Origin of the sequence: Sphaerimonospora cavernae (genome assembly GCF_042435035.1) — a bacterium.
GTDB lineage: Bacteria > Actinomycetota > Actinomycetes > Streptosporangiales > Streptosporangiaceae > Sphaerimonospora > Sphaerimonospora cavernae.
Genome location: NZ_JBHMQT010000018.1, coordinates 138,228 through 161,525, shown reverse-complemented (window position 1 = coordinate 161,525; position 23,298 = coordinate 138,228). Strand labels below are relative to the sequence as shown.

The following is a 23,298-nucleotide window of genomic DNA, read 5'->3' as shown; positions in this document are numbered from 1 at the left end:
TAGGTTTACCTAAATAGACTCTCTGATCAAGTCCCGACAAAGGTGATCTACCGCACATCCCTCCGGGCATGCGCGCTCTCACCGCCACCCCAGCGGTGTGCCGTACGGCCTGCCAGGGTCAGGCGACCGGCTCTCCCTCGTATCCCAGGTCCCGGCCGAACTCAGTCGCCGGGATATCTGGCGAGCCGGCTTTCGGAGCGGCAGGCCGCCCGTCCCTGGGTCATCTGCACGGCGAAGTCGTCGGCGAGTCCGGTGATGGGGGCACGTCCTTCCACCTCGACCAGCCATTCGCCGGGCAGCGCGAGATCTCCGTACCGCGCGCCGATGATGTTGCCGCAGATGGCGCCCGTGGAGTCGCTGTCGCCTGAGTGGTTGACCGCGAGGAGCAGCGCCCGCCGCAGCGGCTCGGGCCCGGGCTGGTCCGCCAGCGCCCCGGGGTGGTCCACAAGAGCGCAGTAGACCGCGATGGCGAGCGCCTCCTCCGCGACCCAGGCCCCGCCGAGGGTCTCCACCTTCTCCGGAGTGGGGTCACCGTCGTCGGCGAGGGCGACCGCGGCGCGCAGCGCCTCAGTCGTCTCCTCGTGCGCGGGGTAGTCGCCGAGAACCTTCATGGCGTCGGTCACGGCCCGGCGGATCGAGGCACCCTGGACCAGGGAATGGATCAGTACGGCCAGGGCGCCCGCGGCGAGGTAACCGGTGGGGTGGCCATGGGTGAGCTGCGCGCATTCCGCCGCCGTCTCGAAGGCCTCACGCGGGGAGCCTCCGACCAGCCCGAACGGCGCCGAGCGCATCACCGTGCCGCAACCCTTGGAACCCGGGTTGACCGGCCCGGGAACACCCAGCTGTGGCGCGCGGCCCGCCTCGCCGGTCGCCTGGCCACCCTGGGCGTGCAGGCCCGACAGACAGGCGTTCCCCGGTGCGCGGCGGGCGTACAGCCATCGCTGCTCGCGCAGGCCGCCTGTACGGAAGACGTGCCGATCGTCACGGGCCGGCGGGACGTCGTACTGCTGGGTGTCCAGCCACCGCAGGTACGCGGAGCGGATCACGGAGGGCACGTGGCAGACGCCGCGCTGGGCGAGACGGACATCCGCCCGCAGGAGGCCCTCCATGGTGAAGAGCGTCATCTGCGTGTCATCGGTGATCAGCCCGATCCTGCCGCTTCCGTCAGGGACGAGGCCGGTGATGCCGGCCGGGCCGTACCTGTCACGGATCCCGCCCAGCGAGGAGAACTCGATCGGCGCGCCGAGGGCGTCCCCGATCGCTCCGCCCAGAACGCAGCCCCTGACCCGGCTGCCGTACGTCAAAAAGTCTTCGGGAGAACGGTCCGCCACCGAGGGCTCCTCTCGGGATCATGGATATAGGGAAGACATATCACCGCCACCGTTGCCCGTTACATCGTTTTCTCGCCGAAACGACCAGTCCGACCAGCCGCCACGCATGTCCCTTCGTCTCTCCGTGGTGCCGCCGGCGTCCGCCTCAAGCCATGCTTGTCCGGCATGTCGACCTGCCGCAGCGACTCCTCCAGCGGCACCGCGGGCGTCTTACGTCGTACGGCCGCCACAGCAGTTCCCGACATTCCGCAGTCCGGTCATACGCGCCCGGCCACCCGGAACCAGACCGATCCGCCGGTCCCGTCCTGGCGCGCGCCCCACGCGGTGGCGAGCAGATCCACCAGCCAGAGGCCGCGCCCGCCGTCGTCGGCGGCGTCCGGCACACGCACCGCCGGTGTGCTGGTGGCCGATCCGCCGTCGCGCACCTCCACGTGAACGCCTCCGGCGTCGCAGGCCATCCGTACCGTCACCCGTCCGTCCTCCGCACGTCCCGATTCCGAATGCGCGACCGCGTTGGTGACCACCTCGCTCAGCAGCAGCACCACGTCGTCGAGGACCGGGGCCGCGACCCGCTCTCCCAGCAGGCCGCGCGCCCACTCCCGGGCCGCGGAGACGGACCTCTCGACCCCGGGGAACTCTCGCCGCCAGATGCCGTACGGCACGGCCGGCACGGCCCCGGACATTCCGGAGCACGCACCGGGACGCGGAGTAGCTCCGCCACGTTCGCCTGCGGCCGATCAGCCGGGTCGCCAGAATTATCCGAGCCGCCAGAAAAGGTTGACACTCTACTTTTCTCCGCACTGTCCGGAACGGAAGATCCGTGCCTAGAATGCCTTTCCGATATCGGGTCGACGAGTGGTTCAGCAGCCCGGAACAGTGCAGGTCATGACAGCCTCTGGTCTGCTCTGGGCTTGTTCCGGGCTAGGTACGGAATGACCGACCGGATAACAAGCAAATTTGTCTAATTCGGGAGGAAACACGATGGATGTTATGCCGTCTCTCGATCCCGGATCCCCCAGGGTGCGCTTCGGCGCCGAGCTACGCCGGCTGCGGGAGGCCGCGCAGCTCTCACAGGCCGCGGTGGCCGCCCGCCTCGGCTGCACCCAGACCCAGGTGAGCCGCTTGGAAAAGGCCACCCGGACCCCGTCGAAGTCCGACGCCGAACGGCTGGACCGGCTCTTCGGCACCCCCGACGGCGTCTCCTTCACCCGGCTCTTCCAACGCATCGCCGCCCCGCCCGGCGGCCCGGTCTGGTTCCGCAGCTGGGTCGAGGAGATCGAACCCACCGCCCGCATCCTCCGCTCCTGGGACCCCCTCCTGATCCCCGGCCTCCTCCAGACCGAGGCATACGCCCGGCATCTCTTCAGCCGAGGGCCCCAAATCACATGCGACGAGGTGGAGCAACGTGTCGAAGCCCGTATGCAACGGCAGCGAATCCTCGACCGGGAAAATCCTCCTATGTGCTTGGTCCTCATTGACGAGGGTGTGTTACGCCGCCAAATCGGTGACTCCGAGTTGATGCGTAAGCAACTCGGCCACCTGCTGGAGAGCGCGCACCGGCCTACCGTCTCCGTCCAGGTCGTCGACTCGGAATGTGTGGCGGGCCTGGCAGGAGCCTTCATGATCGCCGAGTTTGCGAACGGAGAGCCGGACGTCGTCCATGCGGACTCCCCCACACAGGGACATATCACTACCGACTGTGATCTCGTATCCGCTATCTGGAAGCACTATGAGGCGATACGGCTGTAGGCCTATCCTGAGCGCATATCCCTCCGAATGATCGAGGAAGTGAGACGCGAATGGACCTGAGCGCCGCCGTGTGGCGGAAGTCATCGCGTTCTTCAGACAACGGCGGTCAGTGTGTGGAGGTGGCCGCCAACCTGCCCGGGGTGGTCGCCGTCCGGGACAGCAAGGACCCGGACGGCCCCAAGCTGCTCTTCACCCCCGCCGAGTGGCGAGCCTTCATCGGCGGCGTCAAGACCGGCCAGTTCGACTACCCAGCTTGATTTCCCTCTCCACCCTGGCTCGCTGAACTCGGATTGCGGCTCAGCCCATAGAGGAGATCCAGAACTTGGGCAGATCCACTCTGGGGGAGTCGTAGCTGTCGACGTAGTCGGCGAAATCCTCGGCATCCAGCGCGGCCGTCGCCGTTACGCTCGGGTAGTAGACAGGGATCCGATCAGCGGGAACACCGTCTCGGAGAAGCGCGGCGACCTCGTCATAGGGCACCCGCGTCCCCTCTATCACCGGGGTCCCGCCCCGGACCGCCGGATCGACCGTCACATGATCACGTGGTCGCAGTAGGTCAGGGATATGGCGTCCGTCACGGTAGAAGGGCTGCAGGACGTCCACCATCTCGTGGATGACGACGTTGGCCTTACTGCGAACCAGATCGGGCGCTGCCAGGTAGATGGCGCTGTTGTCAGCCACCAGGCGATACGCCGAGAGATTGTCACGCTCTCCCAGGTCGTCGCGGAGTGTGTCCAACGCCCTTCTGATCTTCTGTAGCGAAGCGTCATTGCGCAGCTTGACGCAGGTTCGCAACGCCATCACGTCCCGGAATGAGTCAGGACGGGACGGGCAGCGGAGATCTCGGGAACCAACACGGCTCCACGGCCCGAATCGGCCTTGCGCCAGTGGGCGAGCTGGCGAAGCGTGGCACCCGACAGCGCCGCGGCCAGCTTCGGGCTGTAGGACATCGCTTCACCTCCTCCACGCCCGAACACGGGCCACTATCCGGCTATCACCGCAAAGATCTCCTCGACGTTCGCACTCTTCCCAGTGCTCACTCCCCGTCCGATGCGATGTCACGCAGTGGCAGTCGCCGGTGCGACGTCTCCGTGGACGCGCTGGAGGTATTCCACGGCGTGCTCGGCGACCGGGTCATGGTTCAGCCGGTCTCGGTAGAAGTGGAGGCGGTCCTCACAGTCGTCGATGATCTCGCTCCAGGTCCGCGCCCAGATGCGCACCCCGCCCTCCCACTCAGCGATGCAGCCTGGCGGGCGGTTCGGCGCACTGGCGTCCCGTCTGACAACCTCTGACATCTCGGTGGAGACGATCCAGAAATCCCAGGAAACACGGGCGTCGCGGAATTGCGGATCGCTGACGATCGCCTCCGCGTAACTCTTGATCTGCGCGACCTCCACCTGGCCGATCTTGACCTTGGGCGCTTTGAGCTCGACCACCAGATGCTCCCGACCGAAGCTCCCCCGATGCGCCCTCCCCAGCATGAGGTCGACAATGCCTTTCCTGCCGTCTTCGCGGCGCACCGGATTGAGCTGACCGTTCTCAGGCTCACGGCCCAACTCCTTGAGATGCCGCCTCAGCACCGCGTCGAGGCTCTGGTCGCTGACCATCAGCGCATACGCGTCACCGAAGATCCACGTCTCACACTCCAGGATCTTGTGGAGCTCGCTCCGCTCTCTGACCGTCCTGCTGACCTCCGGCTCGAAGACGAGCGTCTTGAGCACGGCGAGAAAGTCGAGCCGGTCGGTGACCTGACCCGTCGCCTTGATCACTTCGGAGAGGCTGGTCCGCTGGAGGATGCGCTTGAGCTCCTCCTGCTCCGACTGAGGCAGCCGGAAGAGCTCGTCCAGCACGGGATAAAGGCCGCCGGGATCATGGGAGATGACCTCTCGGAGAAGCCGCAGAGTGGTCTTCTTGCTCTGCGTCCCACCCGGCAGCCGACGGGCGATCCTGGTCGCCACCTCGTCGAACATCTCCCGCTCGACCGCCTGCGCGGGCTCGGCGGGCTCCCCTGCGTAGGGATAGACCCCCTCGGCCTTCCACTCCAGGATCAGCCGCACTCGGCGCTCCTGGTCACGCCTTCTGAAGTGGGCACGGAGCGTTTCCCGTGCGAGTTCAAGGAGAGGACCGAGTTCGTCCATCTCCGCAAGCCGCAGATCATCCCGCCGTTCAATAAAGCCGTCCCAGAGCAGGTAGGCGGTGAAGTGATAGCCGGGCGCCTGGATGCCTGGTGAGGGCTCGTCCAGGACGATGCCGTTGGTATCGCAGAGAGCCAGCACACGACCGACATCCTTCGGCCATTCGATGACGCGCAGCAGCGGCGCGGCATATCCATCCGAATCCGGCCACGGCAGCGGGTATTCGGCCATGTCGGTCCAAACGGTGGCGGGATCGAGAGGCGTGCCCTGGTAGACGATCCGCACATCGAGATTGGCCGCCAGGAACGGCGCGAACGTCGAAGCGAGTTGCTGGGCCGTGTCTTCCTGGGTGAGGCGGCTCACGAAGTCCCCAGGGACGGACGCCTCCACACGTGTCCCACGCGGGAGATGAACGGACTCCGGTTCGGAGATGTCGAAATCCGTAGGGCGGTCGACGGCTCCGCTGATGACCGTACGCTCAACCCGCCCGCCGGCCACCTCCGCGACCGTGACCCACCGGACCTGCCCGCCCAGCGCGAACGCACGTAGCCTGCCCTGCCCGCTCCGCCCGTGCAGACCGCGCTTGAGATGCGGGGAGACCTTGGTTGCCGTCTTCCACGACCCGCCCAGGCCGCCGAAGTAGCTCTTACAGGACGCGTTAGGCATCCCATGGCCGTCGTCGGTGATGCTGACCGACTCGACGCCGCCCAGTTCGTTGATCTCCAAATCGACGATGACGAGGCTCGCCTCCGCGTCCAGGGCATTGCAGATCATCTCCACGACCGCACCCACCGGATCCTTCTGCCGGGCGAGGCGAAGCAGATGATCAGGTTTGGCCTCGATGTGAACGGTACTCACCCGGTCACTATCCCAGACGACATGCAGCACCATGCGAAAGATCGGCAGAACGCGCCCGGCTCCATGCACCCCACTCCGGACCTCTGGAGCGGCTACGCGGTGGAAGCAGAACAACCGCCGTGCTCGGGTGGACGTCCCCGTGAGGTACGCCCTGCTGGTCTCCCTGTCCACCGGGGTCCCGACGGACATCTACACCCCGATCGCCAACCAGATCCAGGTGCCCGTCCAGATCGCGACGTAGGCCCTGGCTGAAGGATCAGAGCTTGTCAGGCGGTGCGGATGCCCTCCTGCGCGAGCCATCCACTAGAGCCAAAGATCAAAGCTACAAAGTCCTCCCAAAGCTCTAAGTACTTGTGTTCGTTCACACTTGGAATGTACGGTCCGAACCAGATGACCTACGAGGCGGGAGGCCGTAATGACCGAGGAGCCCAATGTTTACCTGGACGACGATGTCCTGAAGGTGCTTCATGCGATGGCCAAGCCCTGGGTCGAGACCACACCGAACGCCGTTCTACGGCGGCTGCTCGTCGAGGGCGACCTGGGCAAGGCCTTCGGGACCGACGGCACGCCTGAGACCGCCGGCATGACCGGGATCGATGAAGGGCTGGAGAACAAGCGGGAAGGGGTGCTCAGGCACCTCATCGCCAAGGGACTGCTCCGGGCCGGGGAGCGCCTTGAGTGGCGCAGGCCCCGGCTCGGTCAGGTCCACTTCGCGACGGTGCTCCCCGGGGGTTGCCTCCGTCTCGACAACGGGCAGGTCTTCGAGAAGCCCTCACCCGCTTGTAAAGCGATCTCGGGCCAGGACACCGACGGCTGGGCCGCCTGGCACCGGGCCTCCGACCGGAGAAGCCTCAAAGCCCTCCGAGAGAGCCTGCTCAAGTAGGCGGTTCGTGATAGCTCGTCCGCCGGGTCCTGCGCGCTGTCGGCCGCATGCTCCCGGTCCACTCCGAACAGAGCCTATGATCGGGGCGACCATGACCGGGGAGGCGGCATGCGCATCACCAGTTGAGTCGCGCGAACCGCACCCGGCGACAGCTCGTCATAGGTCGGCGTGTTCAGCAGGAGCGGATGGCCGCCGGGACCGGGCTTCCCATCCCAGGTCCGGCTGACCACCTGGCAGTGGTCCCGCATCTCGAACAGAGCGATTTTGCAGACCTGGCCGTCGGCCAGCGGAGTGAGCCAGAGCAGGCGGTCGCCGGGCACCAAGCGCTCTTGCCCGTTGACGGCTCCGTCCGGCGCCCTGCCGTCCCGTTCGAGGCAGGGAACGGGATCGACGACGGCGTCCAGATCGCCGTCGCAGGACCCGGCGACGGCCCCGGCGTCCCGGGTGCCCATCAACTCCAGCAGGTCGCCGTCGCTGTGGGCCTGCCAGAAGTCGATCGGCTCGACCCTGCTCGACGTGGGGGCCGGGAGCGCCAGGACGACGAAGAGGTCGCCGGCCGACGCGGTCAGGGCGATCCGGTCTCCGCTCCTGACGTAATGCGGCTCGTCCGCGTCCCACGCGTCGATGCCGGCGGCTTCCAGCAGGGCATCCCTGACCGTGTCGATCGCCATGTCCGGGGAGATCTCGAAGAACTCCCGATCCGGAGTGACCCGGAAGGGCTCCAGAAACTCATGAACGTACTTCTCGACCGCACGCGGATGGGACGTCAGGGCGCGGAATTCGACATCGAACGGGAGCGGGACATCCGCGCTGTGGAACCGCCTCGCGCGGCCCTCAGCGAGGTCTGTGGTCATCCCGACCTTGACGATCCCCGGCATCGCCTCGTTGCTCAGAACATAGACGAACCCGACCGTGTGCTTGGACAAGCCGCCTCCTGGTGGCGCGGTTGCGAACGGCCCCATGGTGCCAGGCAGGACCGACAAATCCGCGCGGCAAGCCGACCAGAGACCAGCCTGGATTCTAGAAAAGGGCCCCGTCCGGAGGGAAGAGGCCGCTGACACGACAAGCCCGAAAAGCGCGTCCGCAAGCAGGTCACGCGAGATCACGACAGCGTTTATGACATGAAAAAGACCATCTCACACAGTGTGTGAGATGGTCTTGATCTGGTGCCCCCTGCAGGATTCGAACCTGCGCACCCGGCTCCGGAGGCCGGTGCTCTATCCCCTGAGCTAAGGGGGCCTGACCGGTGATAAGGCTACCAGTTCTCAGCGGTGCCTCGTCACATCGTTGAGCGGCCGGGCCGACGGCTTCGCATCGAGATCCCCAAAACCAACACGTGAACCCTTTTCGCGAGTTAGCTTTGCGGCTGTGGGCGAGCTTATCGGGCGAGTGCTGGTCGTGGATGACGACGAGGTCATCCGGCAGCTCATCGCGGTCAATCTGACGTTGGAGGGGTTCAAGGTCGAGACCGCGTACGACGGGCAGAACTGCCTGGACCGCGTACGCGAGGTCGACCCCGATGTGATCACACTCGACGTGATGATGCCGCGCATGGACGGCTGGGAGACGGCCACCCGGCTGCGCACCGACCGGGGCACCAGCCATATCAAGGTCGTGCTGATCACGGCGCGTGCGCAGGAGGACGACCGGCGGCGCGGGCTCGGCATCGGCGTCGACGCCTATCTGACGAAACCCTTCGACCCCGCGGAGCTCATCCAGATCGTCCGCGACCTCGCCACCCGGAACACACCCGCCGCCTGATCCGGGTCGGTCCAGGATTGGTCCAGGTTTGGTCCACGACGTCCTCGTCACCGTGCTGACCCCCAAGGGCATCCTGCTGGCCGGCTCCGCCCGCGTCAGGCTCTGACCGGTACGGCCCGTGCCGCGTCCTCAGCCACGTTTTCAGCCGCGTTCTCCACGAAACGAGCCACCTGGCCCGGGTCGGCGAGCATGGTGATGTGATCCCGCCGGGGCAGATGTGTGAGGCTTCCGTCACGGCACGCCGCGAGAAATCTCCGCTCGTCGACGCGGAAGTGATCGCGGGAGCCGTTCAGCAACCAGACCCGGCCCGGATAGGCGGACAGCGCCGCGATCGGGTCGCCGGAGGCGACGGCGTCGATCACCGACGGCACGACCTCGCAGGACATGCCGCCCTCGACGAACGCCTCCGCCACGGGCCCGGGCAACGCGCGGCGGAAGCCGTACCGGCTCGCACGGTCGGCCAGCGCGGGATGGCGTACGGCGAGGCGGCCGGCCAGCCGGAAGGCGCCGACGGCGAGTCCGCTCGGCCGTGCCGTACACCCCATCGCGATGAGCCCGGCCACGAGCTCGGGATGCCGCGCGGCGGTGGCGATGCCGACGTACCCGCCGAGCGAGTGTCCGACGACGAGCGCCCGTCCGCCCAACTCCGCGATCGAGTCGGCGACGACTTCGCATGCGGCGCCCATGTCGAACGGCAGGCCGCGCCGGGTGCCATGACCGGGCAGATCAGGCGCGGCCGACGGCCTGTCCAGACGGGCCCGCACCGGAGACCACATCGTGCCGCTGACGCGGGTCCCGTGGATGAAGACGATCGGCAGCATGGCGTCACCTTCCGCTGAAGCAACGCCTCGTTGCGTTGACTCTTGAGTAGAACACAACGCAACGATGCGTTGCGAACACTAGGTTCGTCCCATGGAACCGAGAGCGGAGCCGAGAAAGGCGCCGGGGCCGAGAAAGCGGCGCGAGATCCTGGACGCCACGCTCGAGCTCCTCACAGAGAAGGGCTATGAGGGCCTGACCATCGAGGGCGTGGCCGAGCGATCCGGCGTCAACAAGACCACGATCTACCGCTGGTGGCCCTCCAAGGCCGCCGTGCTCGGCGCGGCGCTGATCGAGTCACCGGGCCTCGACATCGAGATGCCCGACACCGGAAGCCTCCACGACGATCTCAAGGCGCTGACCGACGGCCTCGCGGCGCTCCTCACCACGCCACCCGCGTCGGACATCGCCGTGGCCGCGCTCGGCGCGGCGGCGAACAGTCCGGAGCTCGCCGCCGCCGCCAAGGATTTCTTCGCCGACCGGCTCACCAGAGAGCTGGCGATCTTCGAGCGGGCCGTCGCCCGCGGCGAGATCGACGCGACGACCGACCCGATGTTGATCATGGATCTGCTCGCCGGGGCGGTCTGGCTGCGGGTGGTCTTCCGCGGACTGCCGCTCGACGAGGACTTTACGGAAAGAGCGGTGAGCGTGGTACTGAAGGGGGTAGGGCGGCCAGGGGATTCACCGGCACGCCGACCGTCTCAGCGCGGCGGCCGAGCAGCGGCTGACCGGTGAGAATCCCCCCGGCCGGATCGCGCGTCGGCGTATGTCTTCCGCCGCACGCTCGCGCGTTCTCATCACATCCGGCCGTGGTCAGCAGGGGTCAAAGTAGAGGCCCATAAGCACAGTCCAGTCACACCGGCCACCACGTCGCGTCATGCCGTGCCGTGCCATCGCTTCCGTATGCCATCATCCGCATGCCAGGTGGCGCCATGTCCTCGCACCCCCCGTACGGCGACGAGTGGAGGTGGAGGGAGCGTCCGATGACTGATTCCGAAATCCGCCCGCCCGAGTTTCCGCCACGGGGGCCCGCCCGGCGCAGCCCGGGGCGCCGGCTCATCCTCGGCGTCGCCACGGCTGCGGTGATCGCCACCGGAGCGGGTGTGGCCGCCGCCGGCAACTCGGCGAGCGTCCATCTCGCGGCCCAGCCACCGGGAGTTCAGCCCTCTCCCGGAGCCAGCGCGACGGCGCCGAACGGCGGGTACCAGACCTTCACCACCCAGACCGGGGTCGTCACCTCGGCCGGGGAGAACTCCATCTCTGTGAAAGGGGATGACGGCAGTGCGCGCACGTACGCCGTCAACGGCTCGACCCGGGTCTGCGCCGGACCCGAGGGCATGTCCGGGATCAGGAGCGGCGACAAGGTCTGGGTGATCGGTTCCGCCCAGGGCCAGCGGCCGACCGCGTTCATGATTATGGATCTGACCCGGCCGCAGTGGCCCGGACACGGCGCGGGAGGTCCAGGAGGTCCAGGAGGTCCAGGAGGCTCGGCTCCGCCCGCGCCCACCGGCCCGGGAGCGCCGGCGCCGTCCGAAAGCGTGCCCGCGCCGTACTCGCCTGGTGGAACTCCGGGGGAGACCGCCGGACCGGAGACCGCGGGGCCGGAGACGGTCGAGCCGACCGACTGACGAGGCCCGGCGGCCAGACAGCGCGGCCAGAGAGGGCGGCCAGAGAGGGCGACAAGGACCGGTTCCGGTACGGCGATGCCTGCCGTGCCGGAACCGGCCATGCGCTCCCTGGTGTCTAGGACGTCGAGAACGTGAACCAGTTGACGTTGACGAAGTCGGCGGGCTGGCCGCTGCTGAACGTGAGGTAGACGGTATGCGTGCCGGTCACGGCGGAGATGTTCGCCGGCACGGTGCGCCAGCTCTGCCAGCCGCCCGTGTCGGCGACCGCGAAGCTGCCGATCGGCGCGGCCGTCAGGCTGTCGAGCCGGACCTGGATGAGACCGCTCACACCGCTCGGCGCACCCGACGCCACCCTTGCCTTGAACTGCGTGGCCGGGGTCGAGCCGAAGTCGATCCGGTCATAGCGGAGCCAGTCCCCGTTGGCTATGTAGCCGACGTTCTGCCCGCCGCCGGTGTCGCTGGTCGCCTCCACCGAGGTTCCGCTCTGGGCCTGGTAGTTCTCGGCCTGAATGGTGGAGCGGGCGTCGACGCCGCCACCGCCGGGCGGTGGCGAGGTGGGCGACGGGCTGGGCGACGAGGGACCGCCGGAGCCGCCGCTCTGCCATACCGCGACGTAGTCGACGAGCATGGGCCGCCCGGAGACGGTGGCCGAGGACGGGGTGGAGCGGCCGGCCACACCATTGGGGAAGGCACCGCCGATCGCGACGTTCAGCAGGAGGAAGTACCCGGCGTGTGACGTCATGTTGGACCAGGTCGTGGCGTCGAACTGGTTCTGGCTGACGCTGAAGAACTGCTGGCCGTCCACGTACCACCGAAGCTGGTTCGGCGTGACGCCGGTGTCCCACTCGAACCGGTAGGTGTGGAAGGCCGACTGGCAGGTCGACCCCGGGCAGGCCCGGCTGGCGCCGCGACCGTTGGTCTCGTCGCACGGTCCGCCGGGGGTGACGCCGCAGTGGAGGGTGCTCCACACCGTGTTGAGGCCGTTGACGTTCTCCATGATGTCGAGCTCGCCGATGCCGGGCCAGTTCCAGTAGTTGCCCCGGTAGGGCGAGCCGAGCGCCCAGAAGGCCGGCCAGTAGCCGAGGGCGGCCTCGCCGGTCACGTTCGGCATCTGGATGCGGCCCTCGATCCGCAGGGTGCGGCCCGGGGCCGGCTTGAAGTCGGCGCGGCGGGTCTCGACGCGGGCGGAGGTCCAGTTCTGCCCGCTCCTGATCGGGGTGATGCGAAGGTTGCCGTTGCCGTCCAGGCTGACGTTGGCGGGATCGGCCGTGTAGTTCTGGATCTCCCCGGTGCCCCAGTTGGCCGGACCGCCGGGATAGGCGTGACCGGTGTCGATGATCCAGTTGGTGGACGACGGCAGCGATCCGGCCGAACCGTTGAAGTCGTCCGCCCAGACCAGCGACCAGCCCGATGGGGTGGCCGGGACCGCCGCGACAGCCGGCCGTACGGCGACCGCGACGACCGCCGCGACGGCGATGAGCAGGGCCACGAGCGGCCGGCGGAGCCATCGCGGTCGCGCGTCTCGCGGCAGCGCCGAGGACAGCGCGGGGGGATGGGATGCGGGGGGATGGGATGCGGGGGGTGACGCGGGGGGTTGGGACTCGTGCATTGACTGCCTCTTCTCCCTGGCCTCCATGTGCGGATCTCCTCGCACGGAGATACGTCGAGGGCAGGTGGAATGGGGGTGGGGGGTTTGGGGGTACGGCCCGCTCGCCGCGGCCGCGGGCCGACCTGCCGACACTTTCCCCCTTCATCCGACCTCAGTCAAGTGTCCGAGTAGTGTTTGCGAGAGCGCTTTCCCATCAGATAGCTCTTGACTTGGGCAAATTGTGAGAGCGCTCTCTAACAGCTCTCCGGATCGACGGTCATGTCGCGGCCCTCTCCGCCGAGGGCTCCGCCCACGAGCGGAGGCGCCCGGCCAGGCCCTGCGTCCACGGAGAGAAAGCACTCTCCCATCTCTGTGCGAGGTGAATCCCAGATAACGAGAATCGTTACCGATCCACGTATTGACGCCACACGCACCGCAGTCCAGCCTGTGCTCTGAAAGGTGCAGAGAGCGCTCTCCTCAAGATCATAAATACGCGGAGCCCAAGGAGGGTTCATGAGCATCCCCCGCGTCTCCCCCTCAGCCCGGAGAACCCGGATAACCCGGATAAATCGCATAACCCGGTTCGCCGCCCCCATGCTCGCCGCCACCCTGCTCACCCTCGCCGCGGCAGCGTGCGGCGGCGGAAGTGACACCTCCCCCCAGTCGGGCGGCTCCGACGGATCGGCCGAGAAGATCAAGCTGACGGTGGGGCTGTTCGGCGACTTCGGCTTCACGCCGCTGTACGAGGAGTTCAAGAAGACGCACCCGAACGTCGAGATCGAGGAGCGCCAGGCGGCCGCCGACGACCATCACACGAACCTCGCCACCCACCTGGCCACCGGCGCGGGTGCGGCGGACGTCGAGGCCATCGAGGTCGGCTACATCAGCCGATTCACCCCGCAGCCCGATAAATTCGTCGACCTCAAGCAGTTCGGGCTGGACAAGCGGCAGAGCGACTACCTCGACTGGAAGTGGCAGCAGGGCCTCGCCCCCGACGGCTCCCTCATCGGCCTCGGCACCGACGTCGGCGGCCTGGCCATGTGCTACCGCACCGACCTGTTCGAGAAGGCCGGGCTGCCGACCGGGCGCGACGAGGTGTCGGCCCTGTGGCCCACATGGGAGCAGTACATCGAGACCGGCAAGAAGTTCGCCGCCGCGGCGCCCAAGGACGCCAAGTTCTTCGACAGCCCCGGTGAGATCATGCGTGCGATGATCGCCCAGGCGCCGGTCGGCGTTTACGACGCTCAGGACAACATCGTCGTGGGCACCAATCCGGACGTCAAGAAGGCATGGGACCTGTCGGTCCAGATGATTGAGGACGGCCTGTCCGCCAAGATCGGCGCCTGGACGCCCGAGTGGAACACCGGATTCGCCAAGGACTCCTTCGCCACGATCATCTGCCCGGCGTGGATGACCGCCTACATCCAGGACCAGGCCAAGAACGCGGCCGGCAAGTGGGACATCGCCGCTGTCCCCGGAGGGGCGGGCAACGCCGGCGGCACCCATCTCACCGTGCCGAAGCAGGGCAAGCACCCCAAGGAGGCCGCCGAACTGGCCGACTTCCTGACGTCGACGCAGAGCCAGGCCGCCGTGTTCAAGGCCATCGGCAACTTCCCGTCGACCCCCGCGCTGTACGACCAGCCGGACATCCAGAACTTCACGAAGGACTTCTTCAACGGCGCCCCGGTCGGCAAGATCTACTCTGACGCGGTCAGGAACCTCAAGCCCCAGCACCTCGGCCCCCGTGAGGGCGACGTGCGGACGGCGATCGGCAACGGCCTCGGCCGGGTCGAGCAGGGCCGCCAGAAGCCCGACGAGGCGTGGGCCCAGGTCCTCAAGGACGTCGAGAACATCAAGTAGTCCGGATGACCCGAGAAAGCAGTTCCTCGACCCGTTCGTTCGTCGAACAGGAGAGCCGACCGCCTGCCCAGGCCCGCGCGGCCAGGGCAGGCGGCGGCCGTCGGCCACTGGTCGCCCGGCTGAGCCACCGGATGGGGCGTACGGCCACGCCGTACACCTTCGTCTCTCCTTTCTTCCTGCTCTTCGCGGCCTTCGGCGTCTTCCCGCTGATCTACACGGCCTGGGTCTCGCTGCACGACTGGAACCTGCTGAGCAGCGAGAACCCGTTCATCGGCCTGGAGAACTACCGGGAACTCTTCGCCGACGGTTACTTCTGGAACGCGGCGTTCAACACACTGTCCATCGGGCTGCTGTCGGCGATCCCCCAGCTCGCGCTGGCGCTGGTGCTCGCGCACCTGCTGAACCGGCCGCTGCGCGCGCAGACGCTGTGGCGGATCACGCTGCTGCTGCCCAACGTGACGAGCGTCGTCGCCGTGGTGGTCATCTTCAGTCAGCTGTTCGGACGTGAGTTCGGGCTGGTCAACCTGGTGCTCGGCGTCTTCGGGATCGACCCGGTGAACTGGCAGGCAGACGTGGGCAGCTCACACGTCGCGATCGCCTTGATGATCATGTGGCGGTGGACGGGCTACAACACGCTCATCTACCTCGCCGCGATGCAGGCCGTGCCACGCGAGCTGTACGAGGCCGCGACCCTCGACGGGGCGTCCGGCGCCAGGCAGCTCCGACGGATCACGATCCCGATGATCCGGCCGACGATCATTTTCACGGTCATCGTCACCACGATCGGCTCGATGCAGATCATCGCCGAGCCGCTGCTGTTCGGCGCACAGGTCAGCAATGGCGCCTCAGTGACCGGCGGCACCGACAGGCAGTTCCAGACCCTGGCGCTCTACCTCTACGAGAAGGGATTCCGGAGTTTCGAGTTCGGCTACGCCTCGGCGGCCGCGTGGGTGATGTTCCTGCTCGTGGTCCTCGTCGTGGGCTTCAACTACCTGGTCGTACGGCGCATGCGAGGTGGGCTGGATTGAGATCGCCATTCAGATCACTGCGCAGGCATCCGCTCACCTATCTCACGCTCACCGCGGTGGCGTTCTTCTCGGCTTTCCCCATCTACTGGAGTGTGATCGTCGCCTCGCACGACAACGCGGCGCTCGCGGAGGTGCCGCCGCCGCTGCTGCCCGGCGGCAACTTCTTCGCCAACGTGCGGCGGGTCTTCGACACCGCGCCGTTCGCGCTGGCGCTGCTCAACTCGGTCATCGTGGCCGGCGCGATCACGCTCTCGGTGATGCTCTTCTCCACGCTGGCCGGCTTCGCCTTCGCCAAGCTGCGCTTCCGCGGGCGGAACGTGCTCCTGTTGCTGACGGTGGCGACGATGATGGTGCCGACGCAACTCGGCATCATCCCGCTCTACATGCTCATGATCAAACTTGAGTGGACCGGGACGATGTACGCGGTCATCGTTCCCGCGCTGGTCAGCGCGTTCGGCGTGTTCTTCATGACGCAGTATCTGAGCCGCGCGCTGCCCACCGAGCTGCTGGAGGCCGGCCGGATGGACGGCTGCGGCGCGTGGCGCCTCTTCTGGCACGTCGTCATCCCGGCCGCCCGCCCGGCCGCGGCGGTGCTCGGCATGCTCACGTTCATGACCGCCTGGAACGACTACTTCTGGCCGCTGGTCGTCCTCACCCCGGACAACCCGACGGTGCAGGTCGCGCTGTCCCAGCTCGCCAGCGGGTACGTCAGGGACTTCACGCTCGGCCTGACCGGCACGGCGGTGGCGACCTTGCCGCTCGTGCTCATCTTCGTCATGCTCGGAAAGCAGATCATCGGAGGAATCATGCAGGGAGCTGTTAAGGGTTGATGAGTTTTCCTGACGACTTCAGCCGCTTCCCTGAGAGCTTCATCTGGGGCGCCGCGACGGCGTCCTACCAGATCGAGGGCGCGGTCGCGGAGGGCGGCCGGGGCGCGTCGATCTGGGACACGTTCTCCCACACCCCGGAGAAGGTGACCGACGGACACACCGGCGACGTCGCCTGCGACCACTACCACCGGTACGCCGAGGACGTCCGGCTCATGGCCGACCTCGGCCTGGGGGCGTACCGCTTCTCGATCGCCTGGCCCCGCATCCAGCCGACCGGGGCCGGACCGGTCAACGCAGACGGTCTCGACTTCTACGACCGGCTGGTGGACGAGCTGCTCGACCGGGGCATCGCCCCCTACGCAACGCTCTACCACTGGGACCTGCCGCAGGCGCTGGAGGACCGGGGCGGCTGGACCAACCGGGACACCGCCTTCCGGTTCGCCGACTACGCCCTGGCCGTACACGACCGGCTCGGCGACCGGGTGCGGACGTGGACGACGCTGAACGAGCCCTGGGTGTCGGCGTTCCTCGGCTACTGCTCCGGGGTGCACGCGCCCGGGCGGCACAGCCCGGCCGAGGGGTTCCGGGCGGCGCACCATCTGCTGCTCGGACATGGCCTGGCGGTCTCGGCCCTGCGTTCGGCCGGCGCGGCCGAGCTGGCGCTCACCCTCAACCTCGGCACGGTGCTGGGTAAGGACGAGGAGGCCGTCGCCCGGGTCGACGCGTTGCTGAACCGGCAGTTCCTCGACCCCGCGCTGCGCGGACGCTACCCGGCGGAGGTCCTGGAGATCGCGGCCGGGCACGGGGGTCTCGATCACATCAGGGACAGCGATCTCGCCGTGATCCACCAGCCGATCGAGCTGCTCGGGGTCAACTACTACTGCCCCACGACCGTCTCGCATTCGCCCGGCGAGCCGGCCAATCCTGCTTATCCCGGCACCGAAGACATCCGGTTCGAACCGCCGGCCGGGCCGGTGACCGCGATGGGCTGGCCCATCGAACCGGCGGGCCTGGAGTCCCTTCTCCTACGGCTGTCGCGTGATTATCCGGAGGTCGGGCTGCTGATCACCGAGAACGGCGCGGCCTTCGACGATGAGGTGAGGGACGGACGGGTCCACGACCCCGAGAGGATCGACTACGTCGACGGGCACCTGCGAGCCGCACACGCCGCGATCACCGCCGGCGTGGACCTACGCGGTTATCTCGTATGGTCCCTACTGGACAACTTCGAGTGGGCCTACGGCTACCACAAGAGGTTCGGAATCGTGTATGTCGACTTCACGACCCAGCGGCGCCTCCCCAAGGACAGCGCACTGTGGTACCGGGAAGTCATCAAACGCAACGGGCTTCGGGGGGAATGAATGAGGCGACCCACGCTGGAGGCGGTCGCGGCACGGGCGGGGGTGTCCCGCGCGACCGTCTCCCGGGTCGTGAACGGTCAGCTCACCGTCACTCCGCAGATCAGGGAGGCGGTGCTGCGCGCGGTCGACGAGCTGGGATACGTCCCCAACTCGGCGGCGCGCAGCCTGGTAACCCAGCGGACCGGCTCGATCGCCCTGGTCGTGTCCGAGCCGCCGACCCGGGTCTTCTCCGAAGATCCGATGTTCGCGACCGTCATCCGCTCGGCCAGCCTGGAACTTGAGGCGGCCGACCGGCAGGTCGTGCTGATGCTGGCCGGGTCGGCCAAGAGCCATGCGAGGATCGAGCGGTACATCGCCGGCGGTCACGTCGACGGCGTCATGCTGATCTCCATGCACGGCGCCGACCCGCTGCCCGCCGCGATCGCCCGCATGGGCGTCCCCGTCGTCTCGTACGGCAGGCCCGCCGTGCCCGTGCCCCTGCCGTACGTGGACAACGACAACGTGGGCGGCGCGGAGAAGGCGGCGCGGCACCTGCTGGACCGGGGACGACGCCGCGTCGCCACCATCGCCGGACCGCAGGACATGATCGCCGGGCAGGACCGGCTCACCGGTTACCGGAACGCGCTGCGTGACGCCGACCGCCGCTCGATCGTCGCGGTCGGGGACTTCACCCGCGAGTCCGGCGCGGTCGCGATGCGGCACCTGCTGGAGGACGATCCCGCTCTGGACGCGGTGTTCGTCGCCAACGACCTCATGGCGGTCGGCGTGCTGCAGACGCTGCGCCAGGCCGGCCGGCGGGTGCCGGACGACGTCGCGGTGGTCGGGTTCGATGACATAGAGGCCGCCCGCTACACCGAGCCACCGCTGACCACGATGAGGCATCCGGTGGTCGAGCAGGCGGCCGCGATGGTCCGGCTGCTGCTCGGCCTGTTCGAGGGCGGCCCGGCCGATCCCGTGATCCTCCCTACCGAACTCGTCGTCCGCGAGTCCGGGTGAGGCTCAGCCTTCCAACGCCAGAGGCTCAGCCTTCCAACGCCATGGGGATGCGGTCGAGTGCGCTGAAGGGGGCCAGGCCGTACGCGTAGAAGTCGACGGCGTCGGCCCCCGCCTCCCCGGACTCGCGGACCTTGGCCGCCAGCTGCTCCGCCGAGTCGGCGTCCGGGACGCCGGGCCGCAGCACCGCGCGCAGCCCGGGATTCTTGCCGATCGAGCGGCGGTAGGCCGCCAGGTCCTCGGCCACCCGCCGCGGGTCCCTGGCGTACGCGGGGACGGCGAATGACGGCACGAGGTCGCCCAGGGCCACCAGGTCCACCCCGAACTGCCAGGCGTCGTGCGCGGCGAGCCCGGCCGGGGGCAGCCCGTCGGCATAGCCCTTCCAGGCCCCGGTGGCGTCCAGGAACGTCAGCACGGCGCCCTCGGCGGTGACGGCGGCGGACACCTCGGCGACCAGCGACGTGACGCTCTCGGACCGCGCCCTGGCGTACGCCACGACCTCCGGCCCGGCATAGGCCGTGAGAGCGGCCCGGGTGACCTCGCCCTCCGCGGGAGGGTCGCCGTCGAGCACGCCCGCGACGATCCTGGCGCACTCCTCCCTGGCCACCTCCGCCTTCACGCCCAGATCGGTCGCCCGGCGCATGCAGTGGTGGCAGAAGCACAGGCCGAACAGGAAGGCGTCCATCGGCCCGAACTCGACGAAGCACCGTTCATGGTGACAACCGTGCGCGAACATGCCGAAGTGCAGCGCCTCGGCCACGACCGTGTCCACCCCCTGACGGGCCACCGCGCGGGCCAGCGCCACAGCGTATGACCGGACGTCGGGATGGGACGGGCACAGATCGGCCGGCGAACCGCGGTCACCGAAGCAGCTGCGCACCGTGACGTCGAGATCAGCCTGGCCCAGCGCGGCGTTGCGCAGGAACACCGTCCAGCCGTGCAGCTCGAGCCCCCGCTCGTCGCATGCCCGGCGCAGTTCGGCGAGCGGCCGGTCCCCGGCCCCCGGTTGGACCGGCGGGACGAGCCGCAGCCCGGCGAACACGTCCTCGGCCGGCGGGAAGTGCACCCCGTCCCGGCGCAGCGTGAGCCGGGACGCCCCGTGCGGGGTGAGGTCCCTCGCCTGCTCGCAGGCCGCCGCGACCGTCACACCCCGCAGGCCGTACGCGGTGACGCGGTCCAGGACCTGGTTCACGCCCTCGTCGCGGAAGTCCTCGACGAAGGCGTAAAGGGCGCCGTCCATGCTCACCGCTCCCTGGGAAAGCTCGGAAGGTTCAGAAGAACGTGGCGATCAGGTCGACCACGACGTAATCGTCGTCGACCACCGGGATGACCCGCCACTTGTCGAACGCGGTGCACGGGTGCGAGATGCCGAAGGCCACCAGATCCCCCGGCCCCAGATCCCCCGGCCCCAGGTCTCTCGGCCCCAGGTCTCTCGGCTGAGGACCCGCCCCGGCCGCGCCCTGGGCGTTCCACACCACCTGGGCGTGCTGGTCCCAGACCTTGACGACCTTCGGCCCATCCCGGTTCGGCCCATCCCGGTTCGGCCCATTGATCGGCATGGTCTCGCCCGACGGGCCGTGCCGTACGGCACGGGCGACCGGAAGGTCCAGGTCATAGGGGACGTCCCGCTTGCCCATGCCCACGAACGCCAGGCCCGGCTCCGGCACCGAGAGCACCTGCGCCCACACCTCCAGCGCCGGTCGCAGCCCGGCCATACCCCCAACCTGGCCCCCAACCAGGCCCCCAACCAGGCCTCCGGCCCCCGGCGCGATCCGGTTGTACGGCGTGTGCTCCCGGTAGAACCCGTCGTCGTGGGCGATGTAGGCGCCGCTCCTCAGGATGGCGAGCGCGTTCAGGCCCGACTCGCCGGTCAGCGGCGACAGCTCCTCGGCGACCAGGTCGAACCACGCGCTTCCCCCCGCCGAGACGATCATCTGGCCCGTAACGTACGGCGCCACCGCCTCGGCCGCCTCTCGGAACTCGCGCAGGAAGGCGCGTACCCCGCCCGCCCCCGGCTGGGTGCCCTCATAACAGGCGACCCCCGCGAGCTCGACTCCGCGGGCCTCGCGCACCGCCTCTGCTACCTCCAGCAGCGCGGCGGTGCCCCGGCAGCCGGTCCGGCCTCCCTCGTGGCCGAGCTCGATGAGCACCCGGAACGGCACGGCGCCGGCGGCCTCGTCGAGAACCCGCACCCCCTCGGCGGAGTCGACATAGCAGAGGAACTCGAAATGCTCGATCTCGGCTGCCAGCCAGCGAAGCGCCGCCACATCGAAGATCTCGTTGGCGAGCAGCACGCGCGGCACGCCGAACTTCCGGCAGACCAGCACCTGGGCGGGCGTCGCCGCGGAGATCCCCCACGCTCCGGCGTCGAGCTGGGCCTGGAAGAGCTCGGGAGACATCGTGGTCTTGCCGTGCGGCGCGAAAGCGAGGCCGTGCTCCGCGGCGAACCGGGCCAGCGCGGCGAGGTTGTGCTCCAGCGCCGACCGCTTGGCCACCATGACCGGCCAGGTGAACGCCCCGCCGAACAGCGAGTGACCGGCGACGGCGAACTCCTCGGCCGCGATCGGACTACCTGGCCGCAGGAAGCCGCGAGTGCTCCAGTCGATGACGATCTCGGGACGCTCGAGGCGGTCCGCGAAACTCACCTCGTCCCCCTCATCGTCCCGCTCATCAGTGGGCCCCTCAACGCCGGCCGGACGGCACAGCTACCTCGCTGGATCGTACTGGACCGGTCAAGCCATCCCGAACCAGGCAGGACCTTCAACCGGGCAGGACCATTATGGGACGGGGCATTCGATGCGCCGCTGCACCGGCCGGCGTGCGAGCACGTCGCGTGCCTGCTCACGGGCGAGGTTCCAGCCGTTCCACGGGTCCCGGCGGTAGAGCTCGTTGGCCACGACGACCTCGAACAGCACGCAGCTCCGGTCCGGCTCGGGCAGCCGGTCCAGGGCAGGCACGGCCTCGGCCCCGAGATTCTCCAGGTAGCGGTGGTCCAGGCGGTCGACGCCGCGTACGGCCAACTGGGTCTCCGCCACTCTCGCATCAGGGTCCAGCCCGTCCAGGCCGGGCAGCAGCCGGTCGAGGATCGCCGGAGGGGCGAAACTACGAAATCCGCAGCTAAGGGTGGGCGTTTCGGTCCCTGGTTGGGGGTAGCCCGAATACGACCAGAGAGGAGGCGCGAATGGACCGCCAGACCAGGCCGGAAACAATGAAGGAGAACGACGTCATCGACCTTCTGCTCCGGCAGCATTCCCTTATCAGAGATCTGTTCGACGAGATCGACAGGTGCCGGGGGGATGAGCGGAAGGAAGCGTTCAGCCGACTCGTCCGCCTGCTCGCCGTTCATGAGACGGCCGAGGAGGAGATCGTCCATCCCTTTGCGCGACGCAAGCTGGTCGGTGGCGACAACATCGTCGACAGTCGCCTGCAGGAGGAGGGTGAGGCGAAGGAGATGCTCAGCCGCCTCGACGACATGGACGTGACGACGCCCGAGTTCACCCAGGAACTGGAGAGACTCAGGGCAGCCGTGTTCGCCCACGCCGCCGCCGAGGAGCGCTATGAGTTCGCCGAGCTGAAGGCGACGACCAGTGAGGCCGAGCGCAGGTCGATGGCCGTGGGAGTCAAGGCCGCCGAAGCGATGGCCCCCACGCACCCGCACCCGGGCGGCCCCGAGTCGGCGACCGGGAACATCCTGCTCGGCCCGCCGATCGCGATGATGGACCGGGCACGCGACGTGATCCGCAAGGCGATGGGCAAGTCAGAGTCCGGCAAAGGCTGAAACCGTGTGATATCCGCGCGGCACGGCCGCGGCCCGACCGAGGGTCGCAGGCCGTGCCCGAGGAAGGGGAACTCGGCGACAGGCTCGTACGTTCTCTTGGGCGACGCAGCAGAGAACACGAAAGGCCGAACGATGTCGCCACTCGGAAAGTACTACGTGGGTGCGGGGATTGTGGCCGTGCTCGCCATCCTCCTGCCGCTCCCCTCGATCCTGACCTGGCTGATCGTGCTCGGCGTGCTGGGCGGCCCGGTCGTCGCCTACTTCATGCTCGACGAGTCGCAGCGTGCGCGGCTGCGCCGGATCCGCCGCCGCCAGATCGGCCGCTGAAGGTCCTGCTGAAGGGCCTGCCCCCGAGGTCTCAGGGAGGCGTCCTACACCGCCGCGACCGCGAGTTGCTTGCGGACGCGGTCGGTGGCGTTCCGCTCCATGACGAAGGACAGGAACGGGATCGTCCCCGAGAACAGCACGAGGATCAGGTAGCCGATGCCCCATCGGGCCTTGAGGCCGAGGTTGAACGCGGCCACCAGGTAGACCATGTACAGGAAACCGTGGGCCTGTCCCACGACCACCACAGCTGTGGGGCTGTCGAATCCGTACTTGGCGACCATGGCGCCGCAGAGCGCGAGCAGCATCACGCCGACGATGTACGCCATGACCCGGTAGAACTTGAGCGCGGTAGCCACGTTGATCATTACC

At 68.2% G+C, this 23,298-nt stretch carries 25 protein-coding genes and 1 tRNA gene; 13 read left to right on the top strand and 13 right to left on the bottom strand.

Annotation, left to right across the window (positions count from 1 at the left end; translation table 11 throughout):
• Positions 1 to 161 precede the first annotated feature (161 nt).
• Both ACFHYQ_RS11290 and ACFHYQ_RS11285 read right to left on the bottom strand, forming a co-directional pair.
• Positions 162 to 1,331 (bottom strand): ADP-ribosylglycohydrolase family protein, encoded by a 1,170-nt coding sequence (locus tag ACFHYQ_RS11290; RefSeq protein WP_394301064.1) that lies wholly within the window; start codon positions 1,329 to 1,331, stop codon positions 162 to 164.
• Between the two features lie 257 nt (positions 1,332 to 1,588).
• Complete coding sequence (locus ACFHYQ_RS11285; protein ID WP_394301063.1) at positions 1,589 to 2,014, bottom strand: ATP-binding protein; 426 nt, start codon at positions 2,012 to 2,014, stop codon at positions 1,589 to 1,591.
• Positions 2,015 to 2,312: 298 nt separating this feature from the next.
• Here ACFHYQ_RS11285 and ACFHYQ_RS11280 point away from each other — a divergent pair, with 298 nt between their 5' ends.
• Both ACFHYQ_RS11280 and ACFHYQ_RS11275 read left to right on the top strand, forming a co-directional pair.
• Positions 2,313 to 3,080, top strand: a complete 768-nt coding sequence (locus ACFHYQ_RS11280) for a helix-turn-helix domain-containing protein (protein WP_394301062.1) — start codon at positions 2,313 to 2,315, stop codon at positions 3,078 to 3,080.
• A gap of 50 nt (positions 3,081 to 3,130) precedes the next feature.
• Positions 3,131 to 3,337, top strand: a complete 207-nt coding sequence (locus tag ACFHYQ_RS11275; protein WP_394301061.1) for a DUF397 domain-containing protein — start codon at positions 3,131 to 3,133, stop codon at positions 3,335 to 3,337.
• 40 nt (positions 3,338 to 3,377) lie between these two features.
• On the opposite strand, the gene ACFHYQ_RS11270 is transcribed toward ACFHYQ_RS11275, so the two are convergent.
• The 3 genes from ACFHYQ_RS11270 to ACFHYQ_RS11260 form a co-directional block, all read right to left on the bottom strand.
• The gene (locus ACFHYQ_RS11270; protein ID WP_394301060.1) at positions 3,378 to 3,818 is read right to left on the bottom strand and encodes a DUF433 domain-containing protein; all 441 of its coding nucleotides are present in this window, start codon (positions 3,816 to 3,818) and stop codon (positions 3,378 to 3,380) included.
• A 62-nt stretch (positions 3,819 to 3,880) separates the two neighbouring features.
• Positions 3,881 to 4,030 (bottom strand): hypothetical protein, encoded by a 150-nt coding sequence (locus ACFHYQ_RS11265; RefSeq protein WP_394301059.1) that lies wholly within the window; start codon positions 4,028 to 4,030, stop codon positions 3,881 to 3,883.
• 108 nt (positions 4,031 to 4,138) lie between these two features.
• Positions 4,139 to 6,073 (bottom strand): ATP-binding protein, encoded by a 1,935-nt coding sequence (locus ACFHYQ_RS11260; protein ID WP_394301058.1) that lies wholly within the window; start codon positions 6,071 to 6,073, stop codon positions 4,139 to 4,141.
• A 415-nt stretch (positions 6,074 to 6,488) separates the two neighbouring features.
• Between ACFHYQ_RS11260 and ACFHYQ_RS11255 the strand changes: the two genes are divergently transcribed.
• Positions 6,489 to 6,956 (top strand): restriction system modified-DNA reader domain-containing protein, encoded by a 468-nt coding sequence (locus ACFHYQ_RS11255; protein WP_394301057.1) that lies wholly within the window; start codon positions 6,489 to 6,491, stop codon positions 6,954 to 6,956.
• Positions 6,957 to 7,030: 74 nt separating this feature from the next.
• Here ACFHYQ_RS11255 and ACFHYQ_RS11250 read toward each other — a convergent pair whose 3' ends face one another.
• Both ACFHYQ_RS11250 and ACFHYQ_RS11245 read right to left on the bottom strand, forming a co-directional pair.
• Positions 7,031 to 7,882 (bottom strand): GIY-YIG nuclease family protein, encoded by an 852-nt coding sequence (locus tag ACFHYQ_RS11250; RefSeq protein WP_394301056.1) that lies wholly within the window; start codon positions 7,880 to 7,882, stop codon positions 7,031 to 7,033.
• Between the two features lie 238 nt (positions 7,883 to 8,120).
• A tRNA-Arg gene (locus tag ACFHYQ_RS11245) sits at positions 8,121 to 8,195 on the bottom strand.
• Positions 8,196 to 8,324: 129 nt separating this feature from the next.
• Here ACFHYQ_RS11245 and ACFHYQ_RS11240 point away from each other — a divergent pair.
• Entirely contained in the window at positions 8,325 to 8,717 is a 393-nt protein-coding gene (locus ACFHYQ_RS11240; RefSeq protein WP_394301055.1) for a response regulator transcription factor, read from the top strand.
• 95 nt (positions 8,718 to 8,812) lie between these two features.
• On the opposite strand, the gene ACFHYQ_RS11235 is transcribed toward ACFHYQ_RS11240, so the two are convergent.
• Entirely contained in the window at positions 8,813 to 9,538 is a 726-nt protein-coding gene (locus tag ACFHYQ_RS11235; RefSeq protein ID WP_394301054.1) for an alpha/beta fold hydrolase, read from the bottom strand.
• Positions 9,539 to 9,629: 91 nt separating this feature from the next.
• Between ACFHYQ_RS11235 and ACFHYQ_RS11230 the strand changes: the two genes are divergently transcribed.
• Together ACFHYQ_RS11230 and ACFHYQ_RS11225 are read left to right on the top strand one after the other, a co-directional pair.
• The gene (locus ACFHYQ_RS11230) at positions 9,630 to 10,271 is read left to right on the top strand and encodes a TetR/AcrR family transcriptional regulator (protein ID WP_394301053.1); all 642 of its coding nucleotides are present in this window, start codon (positions 9,630 to 9,632) and stop codon (positions 10,269 to 10,271) included.
• 248 nt (positions 10,272 to 10,519) lie between these two features.
• Positions 10,520 to 11,164, top strand: coding sequence for a hypothetical protein (locus ACFHYQ_RS11225; protein WP_394301052.1), 645 nt, complete (start codon positions 10,520 to 10,522; stop codon positions 11,162 to 11,164).
• A 115-nt stretch (positions 11,165 to 11,279) separates the two neighbouring features.
• Here ACFHYQ_RS11225 and ACFHYQ_RS11220 read toward each other — a convergent pair whose 3' ends face one another.
• Positions 11,280 to 12,653: a glycoside hydrolase family 16 protein gene (locus tag ACFHYQ_RS11220; RefSeq protein WP_394301051.1), complete on the bottom strand. Its 1,374-nt coding sequence runs from the start codon at positions 12,651 to 12,653 to the stop codon at positions 11,280 to 11,282.
• Between the two features lie 612 nt (positions 12,654 to 13,265).
• Between ACFHYQ_RS11220 and ACFHYQ_RS11215 the strand changes: the two genes are divergently transcribed.
• The 5 genes from ACFHYQ_RS11215 to ACFHYQ_RS11195 are packed head-to-tail and all read left to right on the top strand — an operon-like array spanning position 13,266 to position 18,827.
• The gene (locus tag ACFHYQ_RS11215; RefSeq protein ID WP_394301050.1) at positions 13,266 to 14,612 is read left to right on the top strand and encodes an ABC transporter substrate-binding protein; all 1,347 of its coding nucleotides are present in this window, start codon (positions 13,266 to 13,268) and stop codon (positions 14,610 to 14,612) included.
• Positions 14,613 to 14,617: 5 nt separating this feature from the next.
• Positions 14,618 to 15,640 (top strand): carbohydrate ABC transporter permease, encoded by a 1,023-nt coding sequence (locus tag ACFHYQ_RS11210; RefSeq protein WP_394301049.1) that lies wholly within the window; start codon positions 14,618 to 14,620, stop codon positions 15,638 to 15,640.
• Positions 15,637 to 16,470 carry a carbohydrate ABC transporter permease gene (locus ACFHYQ_RS11205; RefSeq protein ID WP_394301048.1) on the top strand — a complete coding sequence of 278 codons (834 nt, stop codon included), beginning with the start codon at positions 15,637 to 15,639 and terminating at the stop codon, positions 16,468 to 16,470. Before ACFHYQ_RS11210 ends, ACFHYQ_RS11205 begins: the two co-directional genes overlap by 4 nt.
• Positions 16,470 to 17,831 carry a GH1 family beta-glucosidase gene (locus ACFHYQ_RS11200; protein ID WP_394301047.1) on the top strand — a complete coding sequence of 454 codons (1,362 nt, stop codon included), beginning with the start codon at positions 16,470 to 16,472 and terminating at the stop codon, positions 17,829 to 17,831. Before ACFHYQ_RS11205 ends, ACFHYQ_RS11200 begins: the two co-directional genes overlap by 1 nt.
• A complete protein-coding gene (locus ACFHYQ_RS11195; protein WP_394301046.1) occupies positions 17,832 to 18,827 on the top strand; it encodes a LacI family DNA-binding transcriptional regulator in 996 nt (331 codons plus the stop codon).
• 25 nt (positions 18,828 to 18,852) lie between these two features.
• On the opposite strand, the gene ACFHYQ_RS11190 is transcribed toward ACFHYQ_RS11195, so the two are convergent.
• The 3 genes from ACFHYQ_RS11190 to ACFHYQ_RS11180 form a co-directional block, all read right to left on the bottom strand.
• Complete coding sequence (locus ACFHYQ_RS11190; RefSeq protein ID WP_394301045.1) at positions 18,853 to 20,064, bottom strand: hypothetical protein; 1,212 nt, start codon at positions 20,062 to 20,064, stop codon at positions 18,853 to 18,855.
• A 31-nt stretch (positions 20,065 to 20,095) separates the two neighbouring features.
• Positions 20,096 to 21,469 carry an alanine racemase gene (locus tag ACFHYQ_RS11185; RefSeq protein ID WP_394301044.1) on the bottom strand — a complete coding sequence of 458 codons (1,374 nt, stop codon included), beginning with the start codon at positions 21,467 to 21,469 and terminating at the stop codon, positions 20,096 to 20,098.
• A 132-nt stretch (positions 21,470 to 21,601) separates the two neighbouring features.
• Positions 21,602 to 21,859, bottom strand: a complete 258-nt coding sequence (locus ACFHYQ_RS11180; RefSeq protein ID WP_394301043.1) for a hypothetical protein — start codon at positions 21,857 to 21,859, stop codon at positions 21,602 to 21,604.
• Between the two features lie 146 nt (positions 21,860 to 22,005).
• Here ACFHYQ_RS11180 and ACFHYQ_RS11175 point away from each other — a divergent pair, with 146 nt between their 5' ends.
• Together ACFHYQ_RS11175 and ACFHYQ_RS11170 are read left to right on the top strand one after the other, a co-directional pair.
• Positions 22,006 to 22,602 (top strand): hemerythrin domain-containing protein, encoded by a 597-nt coding sequence (locus ACFHYQ_RS11175; protein WP_394301042.1) that lies wholly within the window; start codon positions 22,006 to 22,008, stop codon positions 22,600 to 22,602.
• Positions 22,603 to 22,734: 132 nt separating this feature from the next.
• Positions 22,735 to 22,929, top strand: a complete 195-nt coding sequence (locus ACFHYQ_RS11170) for a tail-anchor membrane protein (protein ID WP_394301041.1) — start codon at positions 22,735 to 22,737, stop codon at positions 22,927 to 22,929.
• A 44-nt stretch (positions 22,930 to 22,973) separates the two neighbouring features.
• Here the strand turns inward: ACFHYQ_RS11170 and ACFHYQ_RS11165 are convergent, their stop codons facing one another.
• Positions 22,974 to 23,294: a DUF3817 domain-containing protein gene (locus tag ACFHYQ_RS11165; protein ID WP_394301040.1), complete on the bottom strand. Its 321-nt coding sequence runs from the start codon at positions 23,292 to 23,294 to the stop codon at positions 22,974 to 22,976.
• Positions 23,295 to 23,298: the final 4 nt, after the last annotated feature.